Origin of the sequence: Pseudomonas poae RE*1-1-14 (assembly GCF_000336465.1) — a bacterium.
GTDB classification, from domain to species: domain Bacteria; phylum Pseudomonadota; class Gammaproteobacteria; order Pseudomonadales; family Pseudomonadaceae; genus Aquipseudomonas; species Aquipseudomonas poae.
This window is the reverse complement of sequence record NC_020209.1, coordinates 4490398-4509579: the sequence shown is the minus strand read 5'-3', so window position 1 is coordinate 4509579 and position 19182 is coordinate 4490398. Positions and strand designations below refer to the sequence as shown.

Below are 19182 nucleotides of genomic sequence, written 5' to 3'. Positions count from 1 at the left end.
TTGCCTAGAATCGCACGCCCGTGGTCACCATCACCGCATTGAGCCCCAGCAACACCACCTCCGCCGCCACGGGCCCGTAATACGTGCCCACCGACGGGATGACCACCGGCGCCACGCCAAGCCGATTCAGCGGGATCTTGTCGCGGTATTTGCCGCGATAGCCCTGAATCGCACCGCCCGTGATCTTCAAGTACACCGGATAATCCGTCATGTCATAGCGCTGACCCGCATAGGCGTAGTACGAACGCTGGCCGAACGAGTTGCGAAACGTCGCCCCGCCATACACAAAACCTGAAGCCTCATTGCGTTCCAGGCCGATCAGGTTCTGTTTGTTGTTGTGGTCAGGGTCGGGCGAAAAGTGCCGGGTGTACACGCTGGTTTGCGCATACCAGAAGCCTTTGTCATCTTCGACCGGCGGCACTTCTGCGGCGAAAGCGGTGGTGGCCTGGGCCAGGAACAGCAGGCCGGGCAGTCGGATCTTTTTCATGGGGGCGACCTCGGTAGTCGGTGTAAGGAGCGGACGACGGGCCGTAACGTGTGGGCCATTCTGGCGCCAGGGCGCGTTACAAGGCTGAACCGGGGCTGAAAGTACTGGAAGTGCCGGGCCCAATCCTGACCAAAGGTGGGCGGTGCGCTTACAGCGTTGCGTTTTATTGCGGTAAAGTCCCTCACAACTGGTAATACACAGGAGGCGCACCGCTTTTCGCCATGACCGCCATAGAAACCGATCTTCTGCAATTGGCTTACCCTCCGCGACTCGATCTGGGGCCGCAACTCACTCATGAACAACTGATGAGCTCGATGCAGGCCACCATGGCGCGGCACAAGGGTGGGCCTGTGTGGCTGTTTGCTTACGGTTCATTGATCTGGCGCCCCGAATGTTCGTCGACCGAGCGCGTGCGGGCACGGGTGCATGGCTATCATCGCGGGCTGTACCTGTGGTCCCACGAGCACCGGGGTACGCCGGAGTTGCCGGGTCTGGTATTCGGGCTCGATCGCGGTGGTTCGTGCAGCGGGTTTGCCTATCGCTTGCCGGAAGATCAACTGGAGGCATCGCTTTATGCCTTGTGGCAGCGCGAGATGCCTTATCCCTCCTACAAGCCGCACTGGCTCAGCTGCCGTCTGGAGGATGGCAGTCAGGTTCAGGCGCTGGGATTTGTATTGGAGCGGCATTTGCCCAGCTACGCCGGCAACCTGCCCGATATCGTGCTCAACCATGTGTTGCAAAGCGCTTGCGGGCGTTACGGTACCACTCGCGATTATGTCGAGCAGACCGTCAACGCCCTGCGCAGCCACGCCATGCCAGATAAAAACCTGGAGGCGCGGCTCAAGCGTTGTATCAAGGATTGCGCGGCGGATTAACGCGCCGAGCTGACACTGTTGGTATGCCACAGGGTCGGGATCAGGAATGCAATCGCCAGCAGGCACGCGCCTATCAGCAACACAAAACCACCGTCCCAGCCGAAATGGTCAACGGTGTAGCCCATGGCCGCACTTGCTGCGACCGAACCACCCAGATAACCGAACAGACCCGTGAAGCCCGCAGCAGTACCGGCGGCTTTTTTCGGAGCCAGTTCCAGCGCCTGCAGGCCGATCAGCATCACCGGGCCGTAGATCAGGAAGCCGATCGACACCAGGGCGATCATGTCGACAGTCGGGTTGCCCGGCGGGTTGAGCCAGTACACCAGGGTCGCCACGGTCACCAGGGCCATGAACACAATGCCGGTCAGGCCACGGTTGCCACGGAAGATCTTGTCCGACATCCAGCCGCACAGCAGCGTGCCCGGAATACCCGCCCATTCGTAGAAGAAGTAGGCCCACGACGACTTGTCGACGGTAAAGTGCTTGGCTTCCTTGAGGTACGTCGGCGCCCAATCCAGCACGCCGTAGCGCAGCAGGTAGACGAAGACGTTGGCGAATGCGATGTACCACAGCATTTTGTTGCGCAGCACATACTTGACGAAGATTTCCTTGGCGCTGAATTCTTCTTCGTGGCTCGCATCGTAGCCTTCCGGGTAATCGTTCTTGTATTGCTCAATGGGCGGCAGGCCCACCGATTGCGGGGTGTCACGCATGGTGATGAAGGCAAACGCCGCCACCAGCAATGCCACGGTCGCCGGCACGTAGAAGGCTGCATGCCAGTCGTTGAACCAGGCCATGCCCAGCAGGAACAGCGGACCGATCAGGCCGCCGCCGACATTGTGCGCCACGTTCCACACCGACACCACGCCGCCGCGTTCCTTCTGCGACCACCAATGCACCATGGTCCGCCCGCTTGGCGGCCAGCCCATGCCCTGGGCCCAGCCGTTGATGAACAGCAGGATGAACATCATGGTCACGCTGGATGTGGCCCAGGGTGCGAAACCGAAGATGAACATTACACCCGCCGATACCAACAGGCCGAAGGGCAGAAAGTAGCGCGGGTTGGAGCGGTCGGATACCAGGCCCATGAGGAACTTGGACAGGCCGTAGGCAATCGCGATCGCCGACATCGCCAGGCCCAACTGACCACGGGTATAACCCTCGTCGATCAGGTAGGGCATGGCCAGGGAGAAGTTTTTGCGCAGCAGGTAGTACCCGGCGTAACCGATGAAAATGCCGGCGAAGATCTGCCAGCGCAGCCGTCGGTAGGTACTGTCGATTTTTTCTTCAGGCAGGGGCGCCTGGTGCGCGGCAGGACGAAAGAAAGCAAACATTCAAGGGCTCCAGATTTCTTGTTTTGACTGCGGATGCGAATGTTACAGTTTCGTTACCGAAAATAGCATCGCCTCTTATTGGCAAACACAAGAAATCCGAACATGTCGCACAGGGATAAGTGTGAGTCGTGATTACGCGTTAGGGCACACCGTCGATCCAACTATGGGAGGGAGCGGGGCCCCTCCCTCAGTGATTGCCTTTCACCTCAGTCAGCGAGTCTGGACGACGACTTTGCCGACGGCCTTGCGCTGCCCCAGGTCGTTGATCGCCTGGGCCGCCTGGTCCAGCGGGTACATTTTCGACACCAGCGGTTTCAACCTGCCTTCGCCATACCAGGTGAATAACTGCTGAAAGTTTGCCGCATTGTCCTGCGGTTGACGCTGGGCGAACGAGCCCCAAAACACGCCGACCACGGCCGCACCCTTGAGCAATGCCAGATTCACCGGCAGTTCGGGTATGCGTCCGCTGGCAAACCCCACCACCAGCAACCGGCCGTTCCAGGCAATGGCGCGGATGGCCTGGTCAAACAGGTCGCCGCCCACCGGGTCGTAGATCACATCGGCGCCGTTGCCGTCGGTCAGGCGCTTGACCTCGTCCTTGAGGCTGGCGTCGCTGTAGTTGATCAGTTCATCGGCGCCGGCCGCCTTGGCCACGGCGAGTTTGTCGGCGCTGCTGGCGGCGGCGATCACCCGCGCGCCCATGGCCTTGCCGATTTCCACGGCGGCCAGGCCCACACCCCCGGAAGCGCCGAGTACCAGCAGGGTCTCGCCAGGTTGCAGGTTGGCCCGTTGCTTGAGTGCGTGCATCGAAGTGCCGTAGGTCATGCTGAAGGCGGCGGCGATGTTGAAGTCCATGCTCGGCGGGATCGGCAGCACGTTGTAGCCAGGCACCGCGACCTGTTCGGCAAAGCTGCCCCAGCCGGTCAGTGCCATCACGCGATCGCCCACTTTAAGATGGCTGACTTTTTCGCCGACTGCGCTGACCACCCCCGCCGCTTCGCCACCTGGTGAAAACGGGAAGGGCGGCTTGAACTGGTACTTGCCCTCGATAATAAGCGTGTCCGGGAAATTCACCCCGGCCGCGTGCACGTCCAGCAGCACTTCGTTCTTTTTGAACGCCGGGCTTTCGATCTCTTCCAGCACCAGGGTTTCGGCGGGGCCGAAGGCTTTGCACAGCACAGCTTTCATCGGACTATTCCTTTTGGCGTCTTGGCCGATAAGTGTAGGAGGGAACGCCCGCGGGTCAACGAGCATGCCCGGGCCTGATGAGTCGCCATAAGCTTGTGCTCTGCCTTGCTGGCGTTATGCTGCTTGGCAACCGAATGTGAGGAAATGAATTGTGAAAGCGTGGACCCTGTTGATGCTGGCCCTGATCTTGCCGATGGCGGCTCAGGCCGAAGAAGCCAAGGAAGGTGAGGCGCCGAAGGTCAGTTATATCAGCCTGACACCGCCGTTCGTGGGCAACTACGGCCTGGATGGCACGGCGAAACTCAAAGTGTTCAAGGCCGATATCGCCCTGCGCGTCACCGGTACCGAAGCGGCGGCGGCGGTCAAGGCCAATGACCCGTTGATCCGTAACCAACTGGTGGCGCTGTTTACCCAACAGACCAGCGAGGCCATGAGCACCGTCGAAGGCAAGGAAAAACTGCGTCAGGAAGCCCTGAAGCAAACCCAGCAGGTCATGAGCGATGAGACCGGCAAGCCGATGGTGGAAGACCTGTTGTTCAACAACCTGATCATTCAGTAACCGGCGACACCTCCCATATCTTCAGCAAGGCTGCGGTAAAAGCGGGCTCCAGTACCCGGTTGCCATGGCCACTGAGGTGGTTGGAGTCAAAGAACAGCGGTTTGGCGTTGTCTTCGTAGGCCGAGCAGGTGGGGCCGGCGCATAACAGCGGCAACGGATCCCAGGTATGCAAGGCCGGATAACGCGCCTCCAGTTGTTGCAACAATTGCATCTGCGGCGCGCGCAGCCGCTCAAGCTGATCGCGCGCCATCGTCAGGCCCGGCGCACACACCGGATTCATGCGGTTGAACCAGTCAGAGCAACGATTGGGCGCAGCCTTGAACACAGGTTTGGGGGCGTCGATCAGGATGTTGAGTTGTGCCGCCTGCAGGCGTTTCAACAATCGCTCGGCATCGGTTCGCGCCGCTTCCATGTTCTCGTCAGTCAGCTCTTTCAGTGCCTCCTCGATCACTGCCGATTCACCTTTGCGCCACGGGCGGTCGGTGAGTTCGGGCATGCGCAGGGAGGCCAGGAACACCACATCACCCGGCTTGGCGCGGGCCTCGATCTGCTTGAGCTGGGCTTCGCGCGATGCGGCGCAGCGCGCAGGGTCCGGCCCGATCAGGCTGGCGACAGCGCAACCCCCCTGTTCATACTCCACCACCGTCACCCCGAGCTTGAGTGAGACCAGCTTCAACAGGGTGCGGTAGGCCGCCGTATGCGAGTCTCCCATCACGAACAGCTGCCGTTCCCGCAGGCGCGGGTCATCGAGGGTTTCAAAGTCTTCCTGTGGATAATGTTTGTAGGCATACCAGGTGTAACTGTCGCGGGTCTGGCTGAGTGACAGGGTCGATGCATTCGTCGACACCCACTGCGCGCCCAGCCAAAGCAGCCCGGTGACACCCGCGACACTGGCAATCGCACGCCATGCCTGGCGTTGCACCACAGAGTGGCCGGTGCGAATCGGCATCTCGATCCAGTGGTAGGACGCTGCCGCCAGCGCGAGTACCAATACCGGGTAAAGCAGTTGTACCGCAAGCAGCTCGAGCCCGGTGGTCCAGCGCAGGAACACCGCGACCGGCCAATGCCACAGGTACAGCGAATAAGACAGTCGACCGAGGTAGGTCACCACCCGGTTTTGCAGCAGGCGTTGCAGTGCACTGGGTGGTTGGTCGGCTTGCAGCACGATCCCTGCGAGCATCGAGAGCGCGCCCATAACGCTGACCACCGCCCAGGGGAACGGGAATCGGCCAGGGTTGGCGAACAGCAAGCCGACGATGACCAAGCCCAGCCCTGCGGCCAGCATGGCAGGCGCCCATCGGTTGAAGCGCGGCGCCGTGCCGATGAGCTGGAACAGCAGCGCCCCCGAAGCCAGTTCCCAGAACCGCCCGGGCAGCAGGTAGAACGCCGACAGCGGCGCGGCATCGACCTGATAGGCGCCGACGATCAGCGAAGCAACGGCCATCAACGGCAGCACGGCCCAGGTGATCGCAGCGCTTTTGCGGTAGCGCAACCAGAGAAAGAACAATGCCGGAAAGATCACGTAGAACTGTTCTTCGACCCCCAGCGACCAGGTGTGCAGGTAAGGGTTGAGCTCGGCAGAGGGGGAGAAATAGGTGTCGGTATTCCAGGCCAGCACGAAGTTGCTCAAGCCAAAGAAGGCCGCGAGGCCTGTGCTGTCGATCAGTTCGCTGAGCCAGAACTGTGGCATGAACATCGCCGACAGCATGAAACTCACAGAGAGTACCGCCAGCAACGCCGGCATGATGCGCAGCAGGCGGCGGCGGTAGAAGTCTTTCAGGTACGCGCCCAGGGGCAGGTCACGGCGCTCCCACAGGGATTGGCTGATCACGTAGCCGGAGATGACGAAGAACAGATCGACGCCGGTGAACCCGCCGGGCAGCAGGCCGAGAAAATCCAGGTGGAAAATGATCACGCTGAGCACGGCGATGGCGCGCATGCCGTCGATAGCGGGCAAGTAGGCACGGGTAGAACGCGTCACGGAATCTTCCTTCCTGGACAACGGGGTCGACGATTTTGCCAAACCCTGTTGCCCGCCGCGACTAGCCGTTCGGACAGGTATGCATCCAGGTATTTCGGGCGCTCAGCGTAGCGCCAACACGGCCGCCCATTGCTCGGCCGTGACCGGCATCACCGACAAACGGCTGCCTTTTTGCACCAGCGGCAACTCGGCGAGCGCGGCTTGCTGCTTCAGGTAACCCAGGCCCAGTACGTTGGGAAACGTCTGCAGATGCGCCACATTGATCGCGCTCCACGGATTTTTGTCGGCGCTGGCTTTGGCATCGAAGTAGTGGCTTTCTGGCTCCAGCGCGGTCGGATCCGGGTAGGCGGCCTTGACGATTTTGCCGATGCCGGCGATGCCGGGTTCGGGGCAACTGGAGTGGTAAAAAAAGAATTCATCGCCCACGGCCATGGCGCGCAGAAAGTTGCGCGCCTGATAGTTGCGCACCCCGTCCCAGCGGGCTTCGCCGAGTTTTTGCAGGCCATCGATGGAGAGTTCGTCGGGCTCGGATTTCATCAGCCAGTAGGCCATTGTCGGGTTCCTGAAGAAGGCGTGGGGTGAGCTGTCGGGCAATTCCGTGACAAACCGACAGTCGGTTGGCGCCAAGGTTTGCGTGTTGGTTCACGTTACCGCAGAATGCCGGCTTTTAAGCTTGACGCAGCTGCAACGGACTACTTTGGAACGTTGTTGTCATCGTGTACGAGATGCCTGAAGGGGGGCAATCGATGCAACGTAAACCGGATTTACTATGGATTTTGGTGATTTTATTTGGTCTGGGTGTCGTGACCACCGGGTATGCGCAAAGCTTGTGGACGAACAAGGCTGATGCGCCGGCTCAACTCTCTCCCGTGCAGCAACAGTACAAGCGTTAATCCTGCTTCAAGGCGCCGCTGATTCCAGTGGCGCTCCTGCGATATACCACTGCCTGTCAGTGACGGTGCCCGCTAATGGCACATCCCAGCTGGCCTGCGCCAGGCGATCAACCTTCTGACATTCATGGGCCAGCCCCAGCAGCGTCGGCTTGCGCCAGTGCTTGCGGCGGGCGAGGTAGGCCAGGCTACGGTCATAGAATCCGCCGCCCATGCCCAGGCGTCCGCCCACATCATCGAACCCCACCAGCGGCAGCAACACGAGGTCCAGCGCCCATACCTTGCGCTGGCGGCGGGCATTCACCCGAGGCTCCAGAATGCGAAAGCGGTTGGGCCGCAATGTTTCCCCGGGACGCACGCGCTGGAACACCATCTTGGTTCGCGGCCAGGCGCTCAGCACCGGCAGGTAGGTGGCCTTGCCCCGGCGCTGGGCCGCACGCAGCAGCAGGCGCGGATCGATTTCACCGTCCGTCGGCAGATACAGGGAAATATGTTTGGCCCGGCGAAACAGCGGGTGCTGTGCCAGTTGTCGATACAGGCCCTGGGCGGCCTGGCGCTGCTCGCTCGGCGTAAGGGCGCGACGGGCCTTGCGCAACATGCGTCGAAGTTGCGGACGGGAAAGCGGCGCAGGTTCGTTCATGGGTTTTCGGCTCATAAAACAATGCCAGTCCGAGGACTGGCATTGAGTTTGGGAATTCAGGCTCCCCGACAGAACCGCTGTCGACTAAGCCCTTGAACCCGAAAGTTCAAGGTGGAAGAAGCAGTAGGCTTTAAGGCTTTCCGTCTAGCGGACATGCACACCAGCCCAACGTGCAACTTCCAGGGTAGTGCGAATCGGCTCCGGGACATCGCCGACTGGCAAGCACGCCAGGGAGTGGGGCGAGTATACCTTAAACAGACTCGGCAATCAGCCCTTGGCTGCGTCCGAATCGCTGGACAGCGCCAGATCGACGCGGTCGAGCAGGTCACGCACCTGCTCGCGGGTCGAGCCGCTGGCCTGTACGTCGGGGCGTTCCTGCTTGTGCAGCAGGTCGTGGGTGATGTTCAGCGCGGCCATCACGGCGATGCGGTCGGCGCCGATCACTTTGCCGCTGCTGCGGATTTCACGCATCTTGCCGTCCAGGTAGCGGGCAGCGCTCACCAGATTGTTGCGCTCCTCCTGGGGGCAGATGATCGAATATTCTTTGTCGAGGATCTGCACGGTAACGCTATTGCTTGAACTCATGAGTCTTGCTCCAGGGCCTTCAGGCGCGAAATCATCGATTCGACCTTACGCCGGGCGATTTCGTTTTTTTCAATGAGGTGAGCGCGTTCCTCGCGCCAGGTCTTTTCCTGAGCTAGTAGGAGTCCGTTTTGACTCTTAAGTTGCTCGACCCGATCAATTAGCAGTTCGAGTCTGGCCATCAGCGCTTGCAGGTCGGTGTCTTCCATTGGGTTCCACTGGATTTGTCTGATGAATGGCAACTGCAGGGTAAACGATCTGACGCCCTCGATAGTCTTGGTACGTCTGCCGGTGCTAGGATACAGCGCTCCATTCTAGACATTGCGCCGTCTGGCGCCTAGCTCACCATGCCTATTCAGAACTCCCCGTACGATGCCTTTTCCAAACTGCTGAGCACCAGCGGCCACCCTTGCTCGCCTGCCGAACTGCATGGCGTGCTGTTGGGGCGCAGTTGCACCGGTGTCGGCTTCGATGCCGACAACTGGCTGGCCGATGTGGCCGAGCTGCTGGAAACCGAACCCACCGACAACGTGCGCAACGCGTTGATCGGCCTGCAAGAGATGGTCAAAGGCGAGCTGACCGGCGATGACGTCACTGTCGTCCTGCTGCTGCCCTCCGACGACGCACCGCTGGCCGACCGCGCCGCTGCGCTGGGCCAATGGTGCCAGGGCTTTCTCCACGGTTTCGGCGTGAACGCCGGCGGCCTGGAGCTGAGCACCGACGCCAAGGAAGTGCTGCAGGACCTCGCCGCCATCTCCCAGGTGCAAGACGCTCTGGAAGAATCCGAAGACGGCGAAGGCGACTACATGGAAGTCATGGAATACCTGCGCGTGGCGCCGCTGCTGCTGTTCACCGAGACCAGAAAGTCCGCTGAGCCTGCCGCACCCAAGCCGTCGTTGCACTAAAAAGGAAGCTCCTCTGCCCATGATCCATATCCCCAAAGCGGAATACACCCGGCGCCGCAAGGCGCTCATGGCGCAGATGGAACCCAACAGCATCGCGATTCTGCCGGCCGCCGCCGTGGCCATTCGTAATCGCGATGTCGAGCACGTGTACCGTCAGGACAGCGATTTCCAGTACCTGAGCGGCTTCCCCGAACCGCAGGCGGTGATCGTGCTGATGCCCGGCCGTCAACACGGTGAGTACGTGCTGTTCTGCCGCGAGCGCAACGCCGAGCGCGAGCTGTGGGACGGCCTGCGCGCCGGCACCGAAGGTGCGATCCGCGACTTTGGCGCCGACGACGCTTTCCCCATCACCGATATCGACGACATCCTGCCCGGCCTGATCGAAGGCCGCGACCGGGTGTATTCGGCCATGGGCAGCAATGCCGAGTTCGACCGCCATGTGATGGAGTGGATCAACGTGATCCGCTCCAAAGCCCACCTGGGCGCCCAGCCGCCCAAAGAGTTCGTGGCCCTGGATCATCTGTTACACGACATGCGTCTTTACAAGTCGGCGGCAGAGCTTAAGGTGATGCGCGAGGCCGCACGCATTTCCTGCGCTGCCCATGTGCGGGCGATGCAGGCCAGCCGCGCCGGTCTGCATGAGTTCAGCCTCGAAGCCGAGCTGGATTACGTGTTCCGCCAGGGTGGCGCGAAAATGCCGGCCTACGGCTCCATCGTCGCCGCCGGGCGCAACAGCTGCATCCTGCATTACCAGCAGAACGACGCGCTGCTCAAGGACGGCGACCTGGTGCTGATCGACGCGGGTTGCGAGATCGACTGCTACGCCAGCGACATCACGCGCACCTGGCCGGTCAACGGCAGGTTTTCGGCCGAGCAAAAGGCGATCTATGAGATCGTGCTGGCGTCCCAGGAAGCCGCCTTTGCCGAAATCGCGCCGAACAAACATTGGAACCAGGCCCATGAAGCGACCGTGCGCGTTATCACCGCCGGGCTGGTAAGCCTCGGGCTGCTGCGGGGGGATGTCAACGAGCTGATCGCCAGCGAAGCCTACCGCGCGTTTTACATGCACCGCGCCGGACACTGGCTGGGCATGGACGTGCACGATGTGGGCGAGTACCGGGTCGGAGGTGAATGGCGGGTGCTGGAAGTAGGCATGGTGTTGACCGTGGAGCCGGGTATCTATATTTCTCCGGACAACCAGAACGTGGCAAAGAAATGGCGTGGCATTGGCGTGCGCATCGAGGACGACGTGGTAGTGACCAAGAAGGGCTGTGAAATCCTGACCGGCGGCGTGCCCAAGACCGTGGCCGAAATCGAATCGCTGATGGCGGCTGCCCGATGAGCCGGGTCAACCTGGCCATTGTCGGCGGCGGTCTGGTGGGCGCGAGCCTGGCGCTGGCATTGCAGGCCGGCGCCAAGGCGCGGGGCTGGAAGATCATGCTGGTTGAACCCTTCGCACCGGGCGACAGCTACCAGCCAAGCTACGACGCGAGGTCCTCGGCGCTGTCATTCGGCGCGCGGCAGATCTATCAGCGGCTGGGCGTCTGGCAGGACATTGCCCGCCGCGCCGAGCCGATCAAACAGATCCATGTGTCGGACCGTGGCCGTTTCTCCACCACGCGCCTGTTCGCTCTGGAAGAGGGCGTGCCGGCTCTGGGGTATGTGGTGGAAAACGCCTGGCTCGGCCAGTGCCTGTGGCAGAGCCTGGACAAAGACGTGGTGAGCTGGCGCTGTCCGGCGGAAGTCACGCGCATGGAGCCGTTGCCCGACGGCTACCGCCTGACCCTCAACGATGAAACGGTGCTGACGTGCGACCTCGCCGTGCTGGCCGACGGTGGCCGCTCCAGCCTGCGTGAACAGCTCGGCATCAGCGTCAAAACCCGAGCGTATAACCAGAGTGCGCTGATCGCCAACGTCACCCCGAGCGAGGCCCACAACGGCGAGGCCTTCGAGCGCTTTACCGATGACGGCCCGATGGCCTTGCTGCCGCTGCCGGACAATCGCTGCGCGCTGGTCTGGACCCGCATCGGCATGGACGCCCAGCGCCTGGTCGACCTCGATGAGCGCAGTTTCCTCGGCGAGCTGCAGAGCGTGTTCGGCTACCGCCTGGGCACGTTCAAGCAAGTCGGTGCGCGTCATCTGTACCCGCTGACCCTGGTGGAGGCCGAAGAGCAAGTACGCTCGCACCTGGCGATCCTTGGCAACGCGGCCCATAGCCTGCACCCGATTGCCGGGCAGGGCTTCAACCTGTCCCTTCGTGATGCGGATGCCCTGGCCGAAGCCTTGCTGGCCGGTCCGCAAGTGCCGGGCGATCTCGCGACCCTGCAGGGTTATCGCGAGCGTCAACGCGGCGATCAGCAACTGACCGTGGGCTTCTCCGACCAGGTGACGCGCCTGTTTGGCAGCGGTCAGCCGTTGGTGGCATTGGGCCGTAATCTGGGCCTGCTCGGCCTGGACCTGTTGCCGCCGGCCAAGCGCTGGTTCGCCCGTCAGGCCATGGGCCTGGGCACGCGCTCGGATGTGTGAGTGAATTCTTTATCGACGATGCCTTGCTTGATCAGGTGCGTCGGCAAAACCCTTTACGTGCGGCGCACGCCGCCAGCGAGGCAGGTTTAAATCATGGACATGCGCGCAGATGTGCTGATTGTCGGGGCCGGAATGGTCGGAAGCGCCCTGGCGCTGGCGTTGCAGGGCAGTGGCCTGCAGGTGCTGCTGCTCGATGGCAGCCCGCTGAGCGTCAAACCGTTTGACCCAGACGCGGTTTTCGAGCCTCGGGTGAGTGCCTTGTCGGGTGCCAGCCAACGCATCCTCGAACGGCTTGGCGTGTGGGATGGCATTGTGGCGCGCCGCGCCAGCCCGTATGGCGAGATGCAGGTGTGGGACGGCAGTGGCACCGGGCAGATTCACTTTTCGGCGGCCAGTGTCCACGCCGATGTACTTGGGCATATCGTTGAAAACCGCGTGATGCAGGACGCCTTGCTCGATCGCCTGCACGACTGCGACCTGGGCCTGCTGGCCAATGCACGCCTGGAGCAGATGCGTCGCTCCGGCGACGAGTGGCTGCTGACACTGGCCGATGGCCGCAAGCTGCGTACGCCATTGGTGGTGGCCGCCGATGGCGCCAACTCCGCCGTGCGCCGCTTGACCGGCGCCCCCACCCGCGAATGGGATTACCTGCACAACGCCATCGTCACCAGCGTGCGTAGCAGCCAGCCGCACCAGCGCACGGCGTGGCAGCGCTTCACCGATACCGGCCCGCTGGCATTTCTGCCGCTGGATCGGGACGGGCAGCAGGATTGGTGCTCGATTGTGTGGTCGACCACGCCGGTTGAGTCCGAACGCTTGATGGCGCTGGACGATGAACACTTCTGCCGTGAGCTGGAGCGCGCGTTCGAAGGACGGCTGGGAACGGTGGTCAGCGCCGACCCGCGTGTGTGTGTGCCTTTACGCCAGCGTCACGCCAAGCGCTATGTGGCCGAAGGCCTGGCACTGATCGGCGACGCGGCCCACGCGATTCATCCGTTGGCGGGGCAGGGCGTGAACCTGGGTTTGCTCGATGCCGCAGTGCTGGCCGAAGTGCTGCTGGGGGCGAGCGAACGCGGTGAGCGCCTGGCCGAGGTGAAAGTGCTGAGCCGCTACGAACGTCGGCGAATGCCACACAACCTGGCGTTGATGGCGGCGATGGAGGGTTTTGAGCGCCTGTTCCAGGCTGATCAACTGCCGTTGCGCTGGTTGCGTAATGCCGGATTGAAGATGGTCAATCAGATGCCCGAAGCCAAGGCTGTGTTCGTGCGCCAGGCGTTGGGGCTGACCGGCGATCTGCCGGAGTTGGCGAAACCCTGACGTTGTCGTGCAACATCTGGTAACGCCTCCGCCAAGCGTTACCAAATGTGAGTCCTTATCATTTGCCCTCTTTTTGCAAATGAGCGACCGCCCCCATGTCGGCACCCAAGCGCCTCCTGACTGCCCTGGCACTCACCCTGATCGGCTGCAGCAGCGCCCAGGCCGCCGACGAAGTTGTGGTCTACTCCTCGCGCATCGACGAACTGATCAAGCCGGTGTTCGATGCCTATACCCAAAAGACCGGCGTGCAGGTGAAGTTCATCACCGACAAGGAAGCCCCGCTGATGCAGCGCATCAAGGCCGAGGGCGAAAATGCCACCGCCGACCTGCTGCTCACCGTCGACGCCGGCAACCTCTGGCAGGCCGAGCACATGGGCATCCTGCAACCGTTCACCTCGGCGGTCATCGACAAGAACATCCCTTTGCAATACCGCTCCTCAGCTCACGCCTGGACCGGCTTGAGCCTGCGTGCGCGGACCATCGCCTATTCCACCGACCGGGTGAAGCCGGGCGATCTGACCACCTACGAAGCCCTTGCCGACAAACAATGGGAAGGCCGCCTGTGCCTGCGCACGGCGAAGAAGGTCTACAACCAATCGCTGACCGCCACCCTGATTGAAACCCACGGCGCGGCCAGGACCGAGGAAATCGTCAAGGGCTGGGTCAACAACCTGTCCACCGACGTGTTTTCTGACGATATTGCGGTGCTGGAGGCGATCAACGCCGGGCAATGCGACGTTGGCATCGTCAACACCTACTACTACGGTCGCTTGCACAAGCAGAAGCCTGAGCTGGCGGTAAAGCTGTTCTGGCCGAACCAGGGCGACCGTGGCGTGCATGTAAACCTGTCGGGCATCGGCCTGACCCACTATGCGCCGCACCCCGAAGCCGCCAAGGCGCTAGTGGAGTGGATGACCACGCCTGAAGCGCAGAAGATCTTTGCCGACGTGAACCAGGAGTTCCCGGCCAACCCGGCGGTGCCACCTTCTGCCGAAGTGGCGACTTGGGGCAAGTTCGTGGCCGATACCTTGCCGGTGGAAGTGGCGGGCAAGCGCCAGGCCGAAGCGATTCGCCTGATGGACCGCGCTGGCTGGAACTAAGTACATCTTCAGGGCACCGCGAATCTAATGTGGTTGTGGTGAATTCAAAGTTATCATTCACCAGAGAGTTTTTCCTTGGCCCACCCCGCCCAACTCCGCTGTTACCTGCCGGTGTTCACCGTCGCCGCCCTGGTGCTGCTGCCGCTGAGCGTGCTGCTGCTGTCCTGGCAGAGCATCGATGCACAAATCTGGTCCCACCTGTGGGAAACCCAGATGCCCCGCTTGCTGGGCAACACCCTGACCTTGGTCCTCGGCGTCGGCGTTGGCGTTATCCTGTTGGGCGTCAGCCTGGCCTGGCTGACCAGCCTCTGCGAGTTCCCCGGACGGCGCTGGCTCGATTGGGCATTGATGCTGCCTTTCGCGATTCCGGCGTATGTACTGGCCTTCGTCTTTGTCGGCCTGCTGGATTTTGCAGGCCCGGTGCAGAGCCTGCTGCGCGAAGGGTTCGGCAGCGGCTTGCGCCTGCCGCGCGTGCGCTCCACCGGCGGCGTGATCATCGTGCTGGTTCTGGTGTTCTACCCGTACGTGTATCTGCTTGCGCGCAGCGCATTCCTGGCTCAGGGCAAAGGCCTGATGGAGGCCGCGCGGGTACTCGGGCAATCGCCGTGGCAAGCGTTCTGGCGCGTCGCGTTGCCAATGGCAAGGCCGGCGATCGGCGCGGGCGTGGCGCTGGCATTGATGGAGACCCTGGCGGATTTCGGCGCGGTCTCGGTGTTCAACTTCGATACGTTCACCACCGCGATCTACAAGACCTGGTACGGGTTTTTCAGCCTGTCCAGCGCGGCCCAGCTGGCCAGCCTGTTGCTGCTGGTGGTGATGCTGGTGCTCTACGGCGAGCGGCGTGCCCGAGGCGCCAGCCGGCCCGGCAATGAACGGCCACGGGGCAAGGCGCTGTATCACTTGCGTGGCCTCAAGGCGGCGGCCGCGACGGCCTGGTGTGGTCTGGTGTTCGCTTGTGCCTTTGTGATTCCGATGCTGCAGTTGGTCGTGTGGTTCTGGCAGCGTGGCCGCTTCGATCTGGATGACCGTTACACCGGGCTGATCGTGCACACCCTTTACCTGGGCGGTATCGCGGCGCTTATCACCGTCAGCGTGGCGATGCTGCTGGCGTTCGCCAACCGCCTGGCGCCGACCCGGGCGATTCGCTCCGGCATCAGCCTGGCCAACGTCGGTTATGCGTTGCCGGGGTCGGTGCTGGCGGTGTCGATCATGTTGGCGTTCAGCTATCTGGACCGTGTACTGGTGGTGCCGCTGTCCGGTTGGCTGGGCGGTGCAGGCAAGCCGTTGTTGCTGGGCAGCCTGTCGGCCCTGGTGCTGGCATATCTGGTGCGCTTCCTTGCGGTGGCCTACGGGCCGTTGGAAAACAGCCTGGCGCGTATCCGCCCGTCGTTGCCTGAAGCGGGGCGCAGTCTGGGGGTCAGTGGGCCACGACTGTTTTGCAAAGTGTATCTGCCGCTATTGCTGCCGGGCACCCTGAGCGCAGCGCTGCTGGTGTTCGTCGATGTGCTCAAGGAAATGCCCGCTACCCTGCTGATGCGCCCGTTTGGCTGGGACACGCTGGCGGTGCGGATCTTTGAAATGACCAGCGAAGGCGAATGGGCACGAGCGTCGCTGCCGGCCTTGACGCTGGTGTGTGTCGGCCTGTTGCCGGTCATTGGCTTGATTCGTCGCTCGGCCCGGCCAATCGGCTAGGTGTCAGTCCTACGGCTTGCGGCTACAATGCGCGGCATTCGGTGCGCGCCGTCTTTCGGATCGGGTCGCTGTGCGTGGCTGCAGACCTTGTAGATAAAGGTGTCCAGCGCATATGGCAAGCCTGCGCATCTTCGCCAAGCCCGGAAGGAGAAACCCATGGGACAGCGTACGCCTCTGTATGACCTGCATCTCGCCCTGGGCGCGAAAATGGTCGATTTTGGCGGTTGGGATATGCCTCTGCACTACGGCTCGCAAGTTGAGGAGCACCATCAGGTGCGACGCGACTGCGGGGTGTTCGATGTATCCCACATGACCGTGATCGATGTCACAGGCCTTCAGGCCAGGGAGTGGCTTCAGCACCTGCTGGCCAATGACGTGGATCGTTTGCATGGCTGCGGCCGTGCGCTTTACAGCGCCATGCTCAATGAGCAGGGCGGCGTGGTGGACGACATGATCGTCTATCGCACCCAAACCGGTTACCGGCTGGTGTTCAACGCCGCCACCCGTGACCAGGACCTGGCCTGGATGCGGCTGCAGCTTGGCGACTATCAGGTGCAACTGCATGAGCGGGCGGAACTGGCGATGCTCGCCATTCAAGGCCCCCATGCCCGGCAGAAAATAGCCGAGCTGGTGACCCAATCCCGCGGCACCCTGATCCACCAGCTCAAGCCCTTTGAAGGCCAGGCCGACGGCGACTGGTTTATCGCCCGCACCGGCTACACCGGCGAGGACGGCCTGGAAATTGTCCTGCCGGCCGAGCAGGCACCGGGCTTTTTCAACGATCTGGTCGGTGCGGGTATTTCTCCCATCGGCCTCGGCGCCCGCGACACCCTGCGCCTGGAAGCGGGCATGAACCTGTATGGTCAGGATATTCATCAGGACGTCTCGCCCCTGGCGGCCAACATGGCCTGGAGCATCGCCTGGGAACCGGCCGAACGCGACTTCATCGGGCGCGCGGCGCTGGAGGCCGAACTGGCGGCGGGCGTGCAGTTCAAACTGGTGGGTTTGGTACTGGAGGAGCGCGGCGTTTTACGCGCTCATCAGGTGGTTCGTATCGCCAATGTTGGCGAAGGAGAGATCACCAGTGGTAGTTTCTCCCCTACGCTGAGCAAATCCATTGCTTTGGCGCGGGTACCGACGGCGACGGCTGACCGGGCCGAGGTGGAGATCCGCGGCAAGTGGTACCCGGTTCGAGTGGTCAAGCCGACCTTCGTGCGCCATGGCAAGACACTGATCTAACTATTTCCGGCAGGCCATTTGGCCGCTGACATTACTTCTAGAGGGCACAGAATATGAGCAATATCCCTGCCGAACTGCGTTTTGCCGAAAGTCACGAATGGGCCCGTCTGGAAGCCGACGGCACGGTGACCGTCGGGATTTCCGATCACGCTCAGGAAGCGCTGGGGGACGTGGTGTTCGTTGAGTTGGCCGAAGTGGGCGCCACGTTCGAAGCCGAAGGGCAGGCGGGGGTGGTTGAGTCGGTGAAGGCCGCCTCGGATATCTACGCGCCAGTTGCTGGCGAAGTGATCGCTGTGAACGAAGAACTCAGTGGCAGCCCAGAGTTGCTGAACTCCGATCCTTACGGTGCGTGGATCTTCAAGCTCAAGCCAAGCAACCCGGCTGATCTGGATAAACTGCTGGACGCCGCAGGCTACAAGGCCGCTATCGGCGAGTAAACGCAAAGCGTTGAAACAGCACACACCAATGTGGGAGCTGGCTTGCCTGCGATGCAGACACCTCGGTGTATGAGTTACACCGCAGTGATGTCATCGCGGGCAAGCCAGCTCCCACACTTGGTTGAGATGAGCCGGATTTTTCAGCCGGCTTTCAGTACCGCTTTTACCGCCGCTACCGATCGCTCCACATCCGCCTCGGTCATCGCCGTAAACATCGGCAACGACACAATCAAACGTCCCACCTTTTCCGCCACCGGGAACATGCCTTCCTTGAAACCCTGCGCCCGATAAAGGCTCAGCAGGTGGATCGGCGGGTAGTGGTAACCGATGCCGACGCCATGGGCCTGCATCTGCTCCATGAACGTAGCGCGGGCGGGCAGGCCGTCCTGGCGTTCCGGCAATACCAGTTGAAACAGGTGCCAGTTGCTGTTTTCGAAGTCCGCCGGCGGTAATTGCGCGCCGTAGGTCTGTTCAAAATCGCTGCCGAAACACTGGAAGTAGTGGCGCGCCAGATGCTGGCGGTGGGCGGTAATTTTTTCGATATGGGCGAACTGGCCCAGGCCAATGGCAGCTGCGATATCGGTCATGTTGAACTTGCCGCCCAACACATCCACGTCCAGGCCGTCAAAGCCGGTGCGGGTAACCCCCTGCAAACGGTACTTTTCTGCCAGGCGGGCTTCCTCGGCGTTGTTCAATACCAGGCAACCGCCCTCGGACGAGGTGATGTTCTTGTTCGCCTGGAAACTGAAGGAAACGAAATCGCCGGTGGCGCCAATTCGCTCGCCATCCCAACTGGAGCCCAGAGCCTGGGCGGCATCCTCGATGATGCGCAGGTTGTACTTGTTGGCCAGCGCGTAAAGCATCGGCATATCCAACGGTAAACCGGCCAGGTACACCGGGATGATGGCCTTTGTTCGCGGGGTAATGGCCGCTTCGACTTGCGTCAGATCGATATTGCGCGTGACCGGGTCGATATCGGCAAACACCGGCGTGGCGCCCACCTCAAGGATCACGTTCGCCGTGGCGACCCACGAGATGGGTGTGGTAATCACCTCATCACCCGGCCCGATACCGGCGATGCGCAAGGCAATCTCCATGGTGCAGGTGCCCGAGTTGAACGTGCGCACCGGGCGCCCGCCAAAGTATTCCGACAGCTGTGCTTCGAATGCCTGCACTTTCGGCCCGCTGGTGATCCAGCCGGAGCGCAGCACATCGCCAACCGCCGAGATGGTGGCTTCATCGATGGTGGGTTTGGAAAACGGCAGGAAGGGCTGTTGGCTCATGACGAGGAAGGCATCCGTTTCAGAGTGGCGACGAATAAAAGGCTGTGAGTGCCCGGCATGGTTGCACGGTTCGACTGAATATAGCCTGTCGCTGGTGAACGAATTGTCATCTGGCAGGCAAAAAAATGCCGCTTGAAAAAGCGGCAT

Annotated in this window: 20 protein-coding genes and 1 other RNA gene; 11 read left to right on the top strand and 10 right to left on the bottom strand. The window is 61.9% G+C overall.

Annotated features, from left to right (window positions below; genetic code table 11):
• Positions 1 to 4: 4 nt before the first annotated feature.
• Positions 5 to 487 (bottom strand): hypothetical protein, encoded by a 483-nt coding sequence (locus H045_RS19840; RefSeq protein WP_015373263.1) that lies wholly within the window; start codon positions 485 to 487, stop codon positions 5 to 7.
• A gap of 221 nt (positions 488 to 708) precedes the next feature.
• On the opposite strand from H045_RS19840, the gene H045_RS19835 reads away from it, so the two are divergent.
• Complete coding sequence (locus tag H045_RS19835) at positions 709 to 1362, top strand: gamma-glutamylcyclotransferase (protein ID WP_003234823.1); 654 nt, start codon at positions 709 to 711, stop codon at positions 1360 to 1362.
• Here the strand turns inward: H045_RS19835 and glpT are convergent.
• Positions 1359 to 2696, bottom strand: a complete 1338-nt coding sequence (gene glpT, locus H045_RS19830; protein ID WP_003234821.1) for a glycerol-3-phosphate transporter — start codon at positions 2694 to 2696, stop codon at positions 1359 to 1361. The genes H045_RS19835 and glpT overlap by 4 nt on opposite strands.
• Before the next feature lie 210 nt (positions 2697 to 2906).
• The gene (locus H045_RS19825; protein WP_003234819.1) at positions 2907 to 3884 is read right to left on the bottom strand and encodes an NADPH:quinone oxidoreductase family protein; all 978 of its coding nucleotides are present in this window, start codon (positions 3882 to 3884) and stop codon (positions 2907 to 2909) included.
• Between the two features lie 151 nt (positions 3885 to 4035).
• Between H045_RS19825 and H045_RS19820 the strand changes: the two genes are divergently transcribed.
• The gene (locus H045_RS19820; RefSeq protein ID WP_003234817.1) at positions 4036 to 4443 is read left to right on the top strand and encodes a flagellar basal body-associated protein FliL; all 408 of its coding nucleotides are present in this window, start codon (positions 4036 to 4038) and stop codon (positions 4441 to 4443) included.
• On the opposite strand, the gene H045_RS19815 is transcribed toward H045_RS19820, so the two are convergent.
• Positions 4433 to 6424, bottom strand: a complete 1992-nt coding sequence (locus tag H045_RS19815; RefSeq protein ID WP_015373262.1) for an acyltransferase family protein — start codon at positions 6422 to 6424, stop codon at positions 4433 to 4435. The genes H045_RS19820 and H045_RS19815 overlap by 11 nt on opposite strands.
• Before the next feature lie 102 nt (positions 6425 to 6526).
• Positions 6527 to 6976 (bottom strand): EVE domain-containing protein, encoded by a 450-nt coding sequence (locus H045_RS19810; protein WP_015373261.1) that lies wholly within the window; start codon positions 6974 to 6976, stop codon positions 6527 to 6529.
• A 194-nt stretch (positions 6977 to 7170) separates the two neighbouring features.
• On the opposite strand from H045_RS19810, the gene H045_RS25315 reads away from it, so the two are divergent.
• A complete protein-coding gene (locus H045_RS25315) occupies positions 7171 to 7317 on the top strand; it encodes a hypothetical protein (RefSeq protein ID WP_003234812.1) in 147 nt (48 codons plus the stop codon).
• A gap of 7 nt (positions 7318 to 7324) precedes the next feature.
• Here H045_RS25315 and H045_RS19805 read toward each other — a convergent pair whose 3' ends face one another.
• The 4 genes from H045_RS19805 to H045_RS19795 all read right to left on the bottom strand — a co-directional run bounded on the left by H045_RS19805 (position 7325) and on the right by H045_RS19795 (position 8745).
• A complete protein-coding gene (locus H045_RS19805) occupies positions 7325 to 7954 on the bottom strand; it encodes a 5-formyltetrahydrofolate cyclo-ligase (protein WP_015373260.1) in 630 nt (209 codons plus the stop codon).
• Positions 7955 to 8012: 58 nt separating this feature from the next.
• Positions 8013 to 8191: non-coding RNA, 6S RNA (ssrS, locus tag H045_RS24730), on the bottom strand.
• A 30-nt stretch (positions 8192 to 8221) separates the two neighbouring features.
• The gene (locus H045_RS19800; protein ID WP_003234809.1) at positions 8222 to 8539 is read right to left on the bottom strand and encodes a cell division protein ZapA; all 318 of its coding nucleotides are present in this window, start codon (positions 8537 to 8539) and stop codon (positions 8222 to 8224) included.
• On the bottom strand, positions 8536 to 8745 hold the full coding sequence (locus H045_RS19795) for a TIGR02449 family protein (RefSeq protein ID WP_003177365.1): 210 nt from the start codon (positions 8743 to 8745) through the stop codon (positions 8536 to 8538). The genes H045_RS19800 and H045_RS19795 overlap by 4 nt, the downstream gene beginning before the upstream one ends.
• A gap of 138 nt (positions 8746 to 8883) precedes the next feature.
• Between H045_RS19795 and H045_RS19790 the strand changes: the two genes are divergently transcribed.
• The 8 genes from H045_RS19790 to gcvH all read left to right on the top strand — a co-directional run bounded on the left by H045_RS19790 (position 8884) and on the right by gcvH (position 17752).
• Entirely contained in the window at positions 8884 to 9441 is a 558-nt protein-coding gene (locus tag H045_RS19790; RefSeq protein WP_003234806.1) for a YecA/YgfB family protein, read from the top strand.
• Positions 9442 to 9460: 19 nt separating this feature from the next.
• Positions 9461 to 10783 carry a Xaa-Pro aminopeptidase gene (gene pepP, locus H045_RS19785; RefSeq protein ID WP_015373259.1) on the top strand — a complete coding sequence of 441 codons (1323 nt, stop codon included), beginning with the start codon at positions 9461 to 9463 and terminating at the stop codon, positions 10781 to 10783.
• Complete coding sequence (ubiH, locus tag H045_RS19780) at positions 10780 to 11967, top strand: 2-octaprenyl-6-methoxyphenyl hydroxylase (RefSeq protein WP_015373258.1); 1188 nt, start codon at positions 10780 to 10782, stop codon at positions 11965 to 11967. The genes pepP and ubiH overlap by 4 nt, the downstream gene beginning before the upstream one ends.
• Positions 11968 to 12066: 99 nt before the next feature.
• Positions 12067 to 13284 carry a 2-octaprenyl-3-methyl-6-methoxy-1,4-benzoquinol hydroxylase gene (locus H045_RS19775; RefSeq protein WP_167325131.1) on the top strand — a complete coding sequence of 406 codons (1218 nt, stop codon included), beginning with the start codon at positions 12067 to 12069 and terminating at the stop codon, positions 13282 to 13284.
• A 95-nt stretch (positions 13285 to 13379) separates the two neighbouring features.
• Positions 13380 to 14384, top strand: coding sequence for an extracellular solute-binding protein (locus tag H045_RS19770; protein ID WP_003234800.1), 1005 nt, complete (start codon positions 13380 to 13382; stop codon positions 14382 to 14384).
• Positions 14385 to 14459: 75 nt separating this feature from the next.
• Entirely contained in the window at positions 14460 to 16076 is a 1617-nt protein-coding gene (locus H045_RS19765; protein ID WP_015373256.1) for an ABC transporter permease, read from the top strand.
• A gap of 156 nt (positions 16077 to 16232) precedes the next feature.
• Positions 16233 to 17315 (top strand): glycine cleavage system aminomethyltransferase GcvT, encoded by a 1083-nt coding sequence (gcvT, locus tag H045_RS19760; protein WP_003234796.1) that lies wholly within the window; start codon positions 16233 to 16235, stop codon positions 17313 to 17315.
• Positions 17316 to 17368: 53 nt separating this feature from the next.
• Positions 17369 to 17752, top strand: a complete 384-nt coding sequence (gene gcvH, locus H045_RS19755; protein ID WP_003234794.1) for a glycine cleavage system protein GcvH — start codon at positions 17369 to 17371, stop codon at positions 17750 to 17752.
• A gap of 140 nt (positions 17753 to 17892) precedes the next feature.
• Here the strand turns inward: gcvH and H045_RS19750 are convergent, their stop codons facing one another.
• The gene (locus H045_RS19750; RefSeq protein WP_015373255.1) at positions 17893 to 19035 is read right to left on the bottom strand and encodes a DegT/DnrJ/EryC1/StrS family aminotransferase; all 1143 of its coding nucleotides are present in this window, start codon (positions 19033 to 19035) and stop codon (positions 17893 to 17895) included.
• Between the last annotated feature and the right edge of the window lie 147 nt (positions 19036 to 19182).

What these genes read in the sequence shown, in the direction of transcription:
- H045_RS19840 (WP_015373263.1), bottom strand. Translation starts at nt 487, where the DNA reads ATGAAAAAGATCCGACTGCCCGGCCTGCTGTTCCTGGCCCAGGCCACC.
- H045_RS19835 (WP_003234823.1), top strand. Translation starts at nt 709, where the DNA reads ATGACCGCCATAGAAACCGATCTTCTGCAATTGGCTTACCCTCCGCGA.
- glpT (WP_003234821.1), bottom strand. Translation starts at nt 2,696, where the DNA reads ATGTTTGCTTTCTTTCGTCCTGCCGCGCACCAGGCGCCCCTGCCTGAA.
- H045_RS19825 (WP_003234819.1), bottom strand. Translation starts at nt 3,884, where the DNA reads ATGAAAGCTGTGCTGTGCAAAGCCTTCGGCCCCGCCGAAACCCTGGTG.
- H045_RS19810 (WP_015373261.1), bottom strand. Translation starts at nt 6,976, where the DNA reads ATGGCCTACTGGCTGATGAAATCCGAGCCCGACGAACTCTCCATCGAT.
- H045_RS25315 (WP_003234812.1), top strand. Translation starts at nt 7,171, where the DNA reads ATGCAACGTAAACCGGATTTACTATGGATTTTGGTGATTTTATTTGGT.
- H045_RS19805 (WP_015373260.1), bottom strand. Translation starts at nt 7,954, where the DNA reads ATGAACGAACCTGCGCCGCTTTCCCGTCCGCAACTTCGACGCATGTTG.
- H045_RS19800 (WP_003234809.1), bottom strand. Translation starts at nt 8,539, where the DNA reads ATGAGTTCAAGCAATAGCGTTACCGTGCAGATCCTCGACAAAGAATAT.
- H045_RS19795 (WP_003177365.1), bottom strand. Translation starts at nt 8,745, where the DNA reads ATGGAAGACACCGACCTGCAAGCGCTGATGGCCAGACTCGAACTGCTA.
- H045_RS19790 (WP_003234806.1), top strand. Translation starts at nt 8,884, where the DNA reads ATGCCTATTCAGAACTCCCCGTACGATGCCTTTTCCAAACTGCTGAGC.
- pepP (WP_015373259.1), top strand. Translation starts at nt 9,461, where the DNA reads ATGATCCATATCCCCAAAGCGGAATACACCCGGCGCCGCAAGGCGCTC.
- ubiH (WP_015373258.1), top strand. Translation starts at nt 10,780, where the DNA reads ATGAGCCGGGTCAACCTGGCCATTGTCGGCGGCGGTCTGGTGGGCGCG.
- H045_RS19775 (WP_167325131.1), top strand. Translation starts at nt 12,067, where the DNA reads ATGCGCGCAGATGTGCTGATTGTCGGGGCCGGAATGGTCGGAAGCGCC.
- H045_RS19770 (WP_003234800.1), top strand. Translation starts at nt 13,380, where the DNA reads ATGTCGGCACCCAAGCGCCTCCTGACTGCCCTGGCACTCACCCTGATC.
- gcvT (WP_003234796.1), top strand. Translation starts at nt 16,233, where the DNA reads ATGGGACAGCGTACGCCTCTGTATGACCTGCATCTCGCCCTGGGCGCG.
- gcvH (WP_003234794.1), top strand. Translation starts at nt 17,369, where the DNA reads ATGAGCAATATCCCTGCCGAACTGCGTTTTGCCGAAAGTCACGAATGG.
- H045_RS19750 (WP_015373255.1), bottom strand. Translation starts at nt 19,035, where the DNA reads ATGAGCCAACAGCCCTTCCTGCCGTTTTCCAAACCCACCATCGATGAA.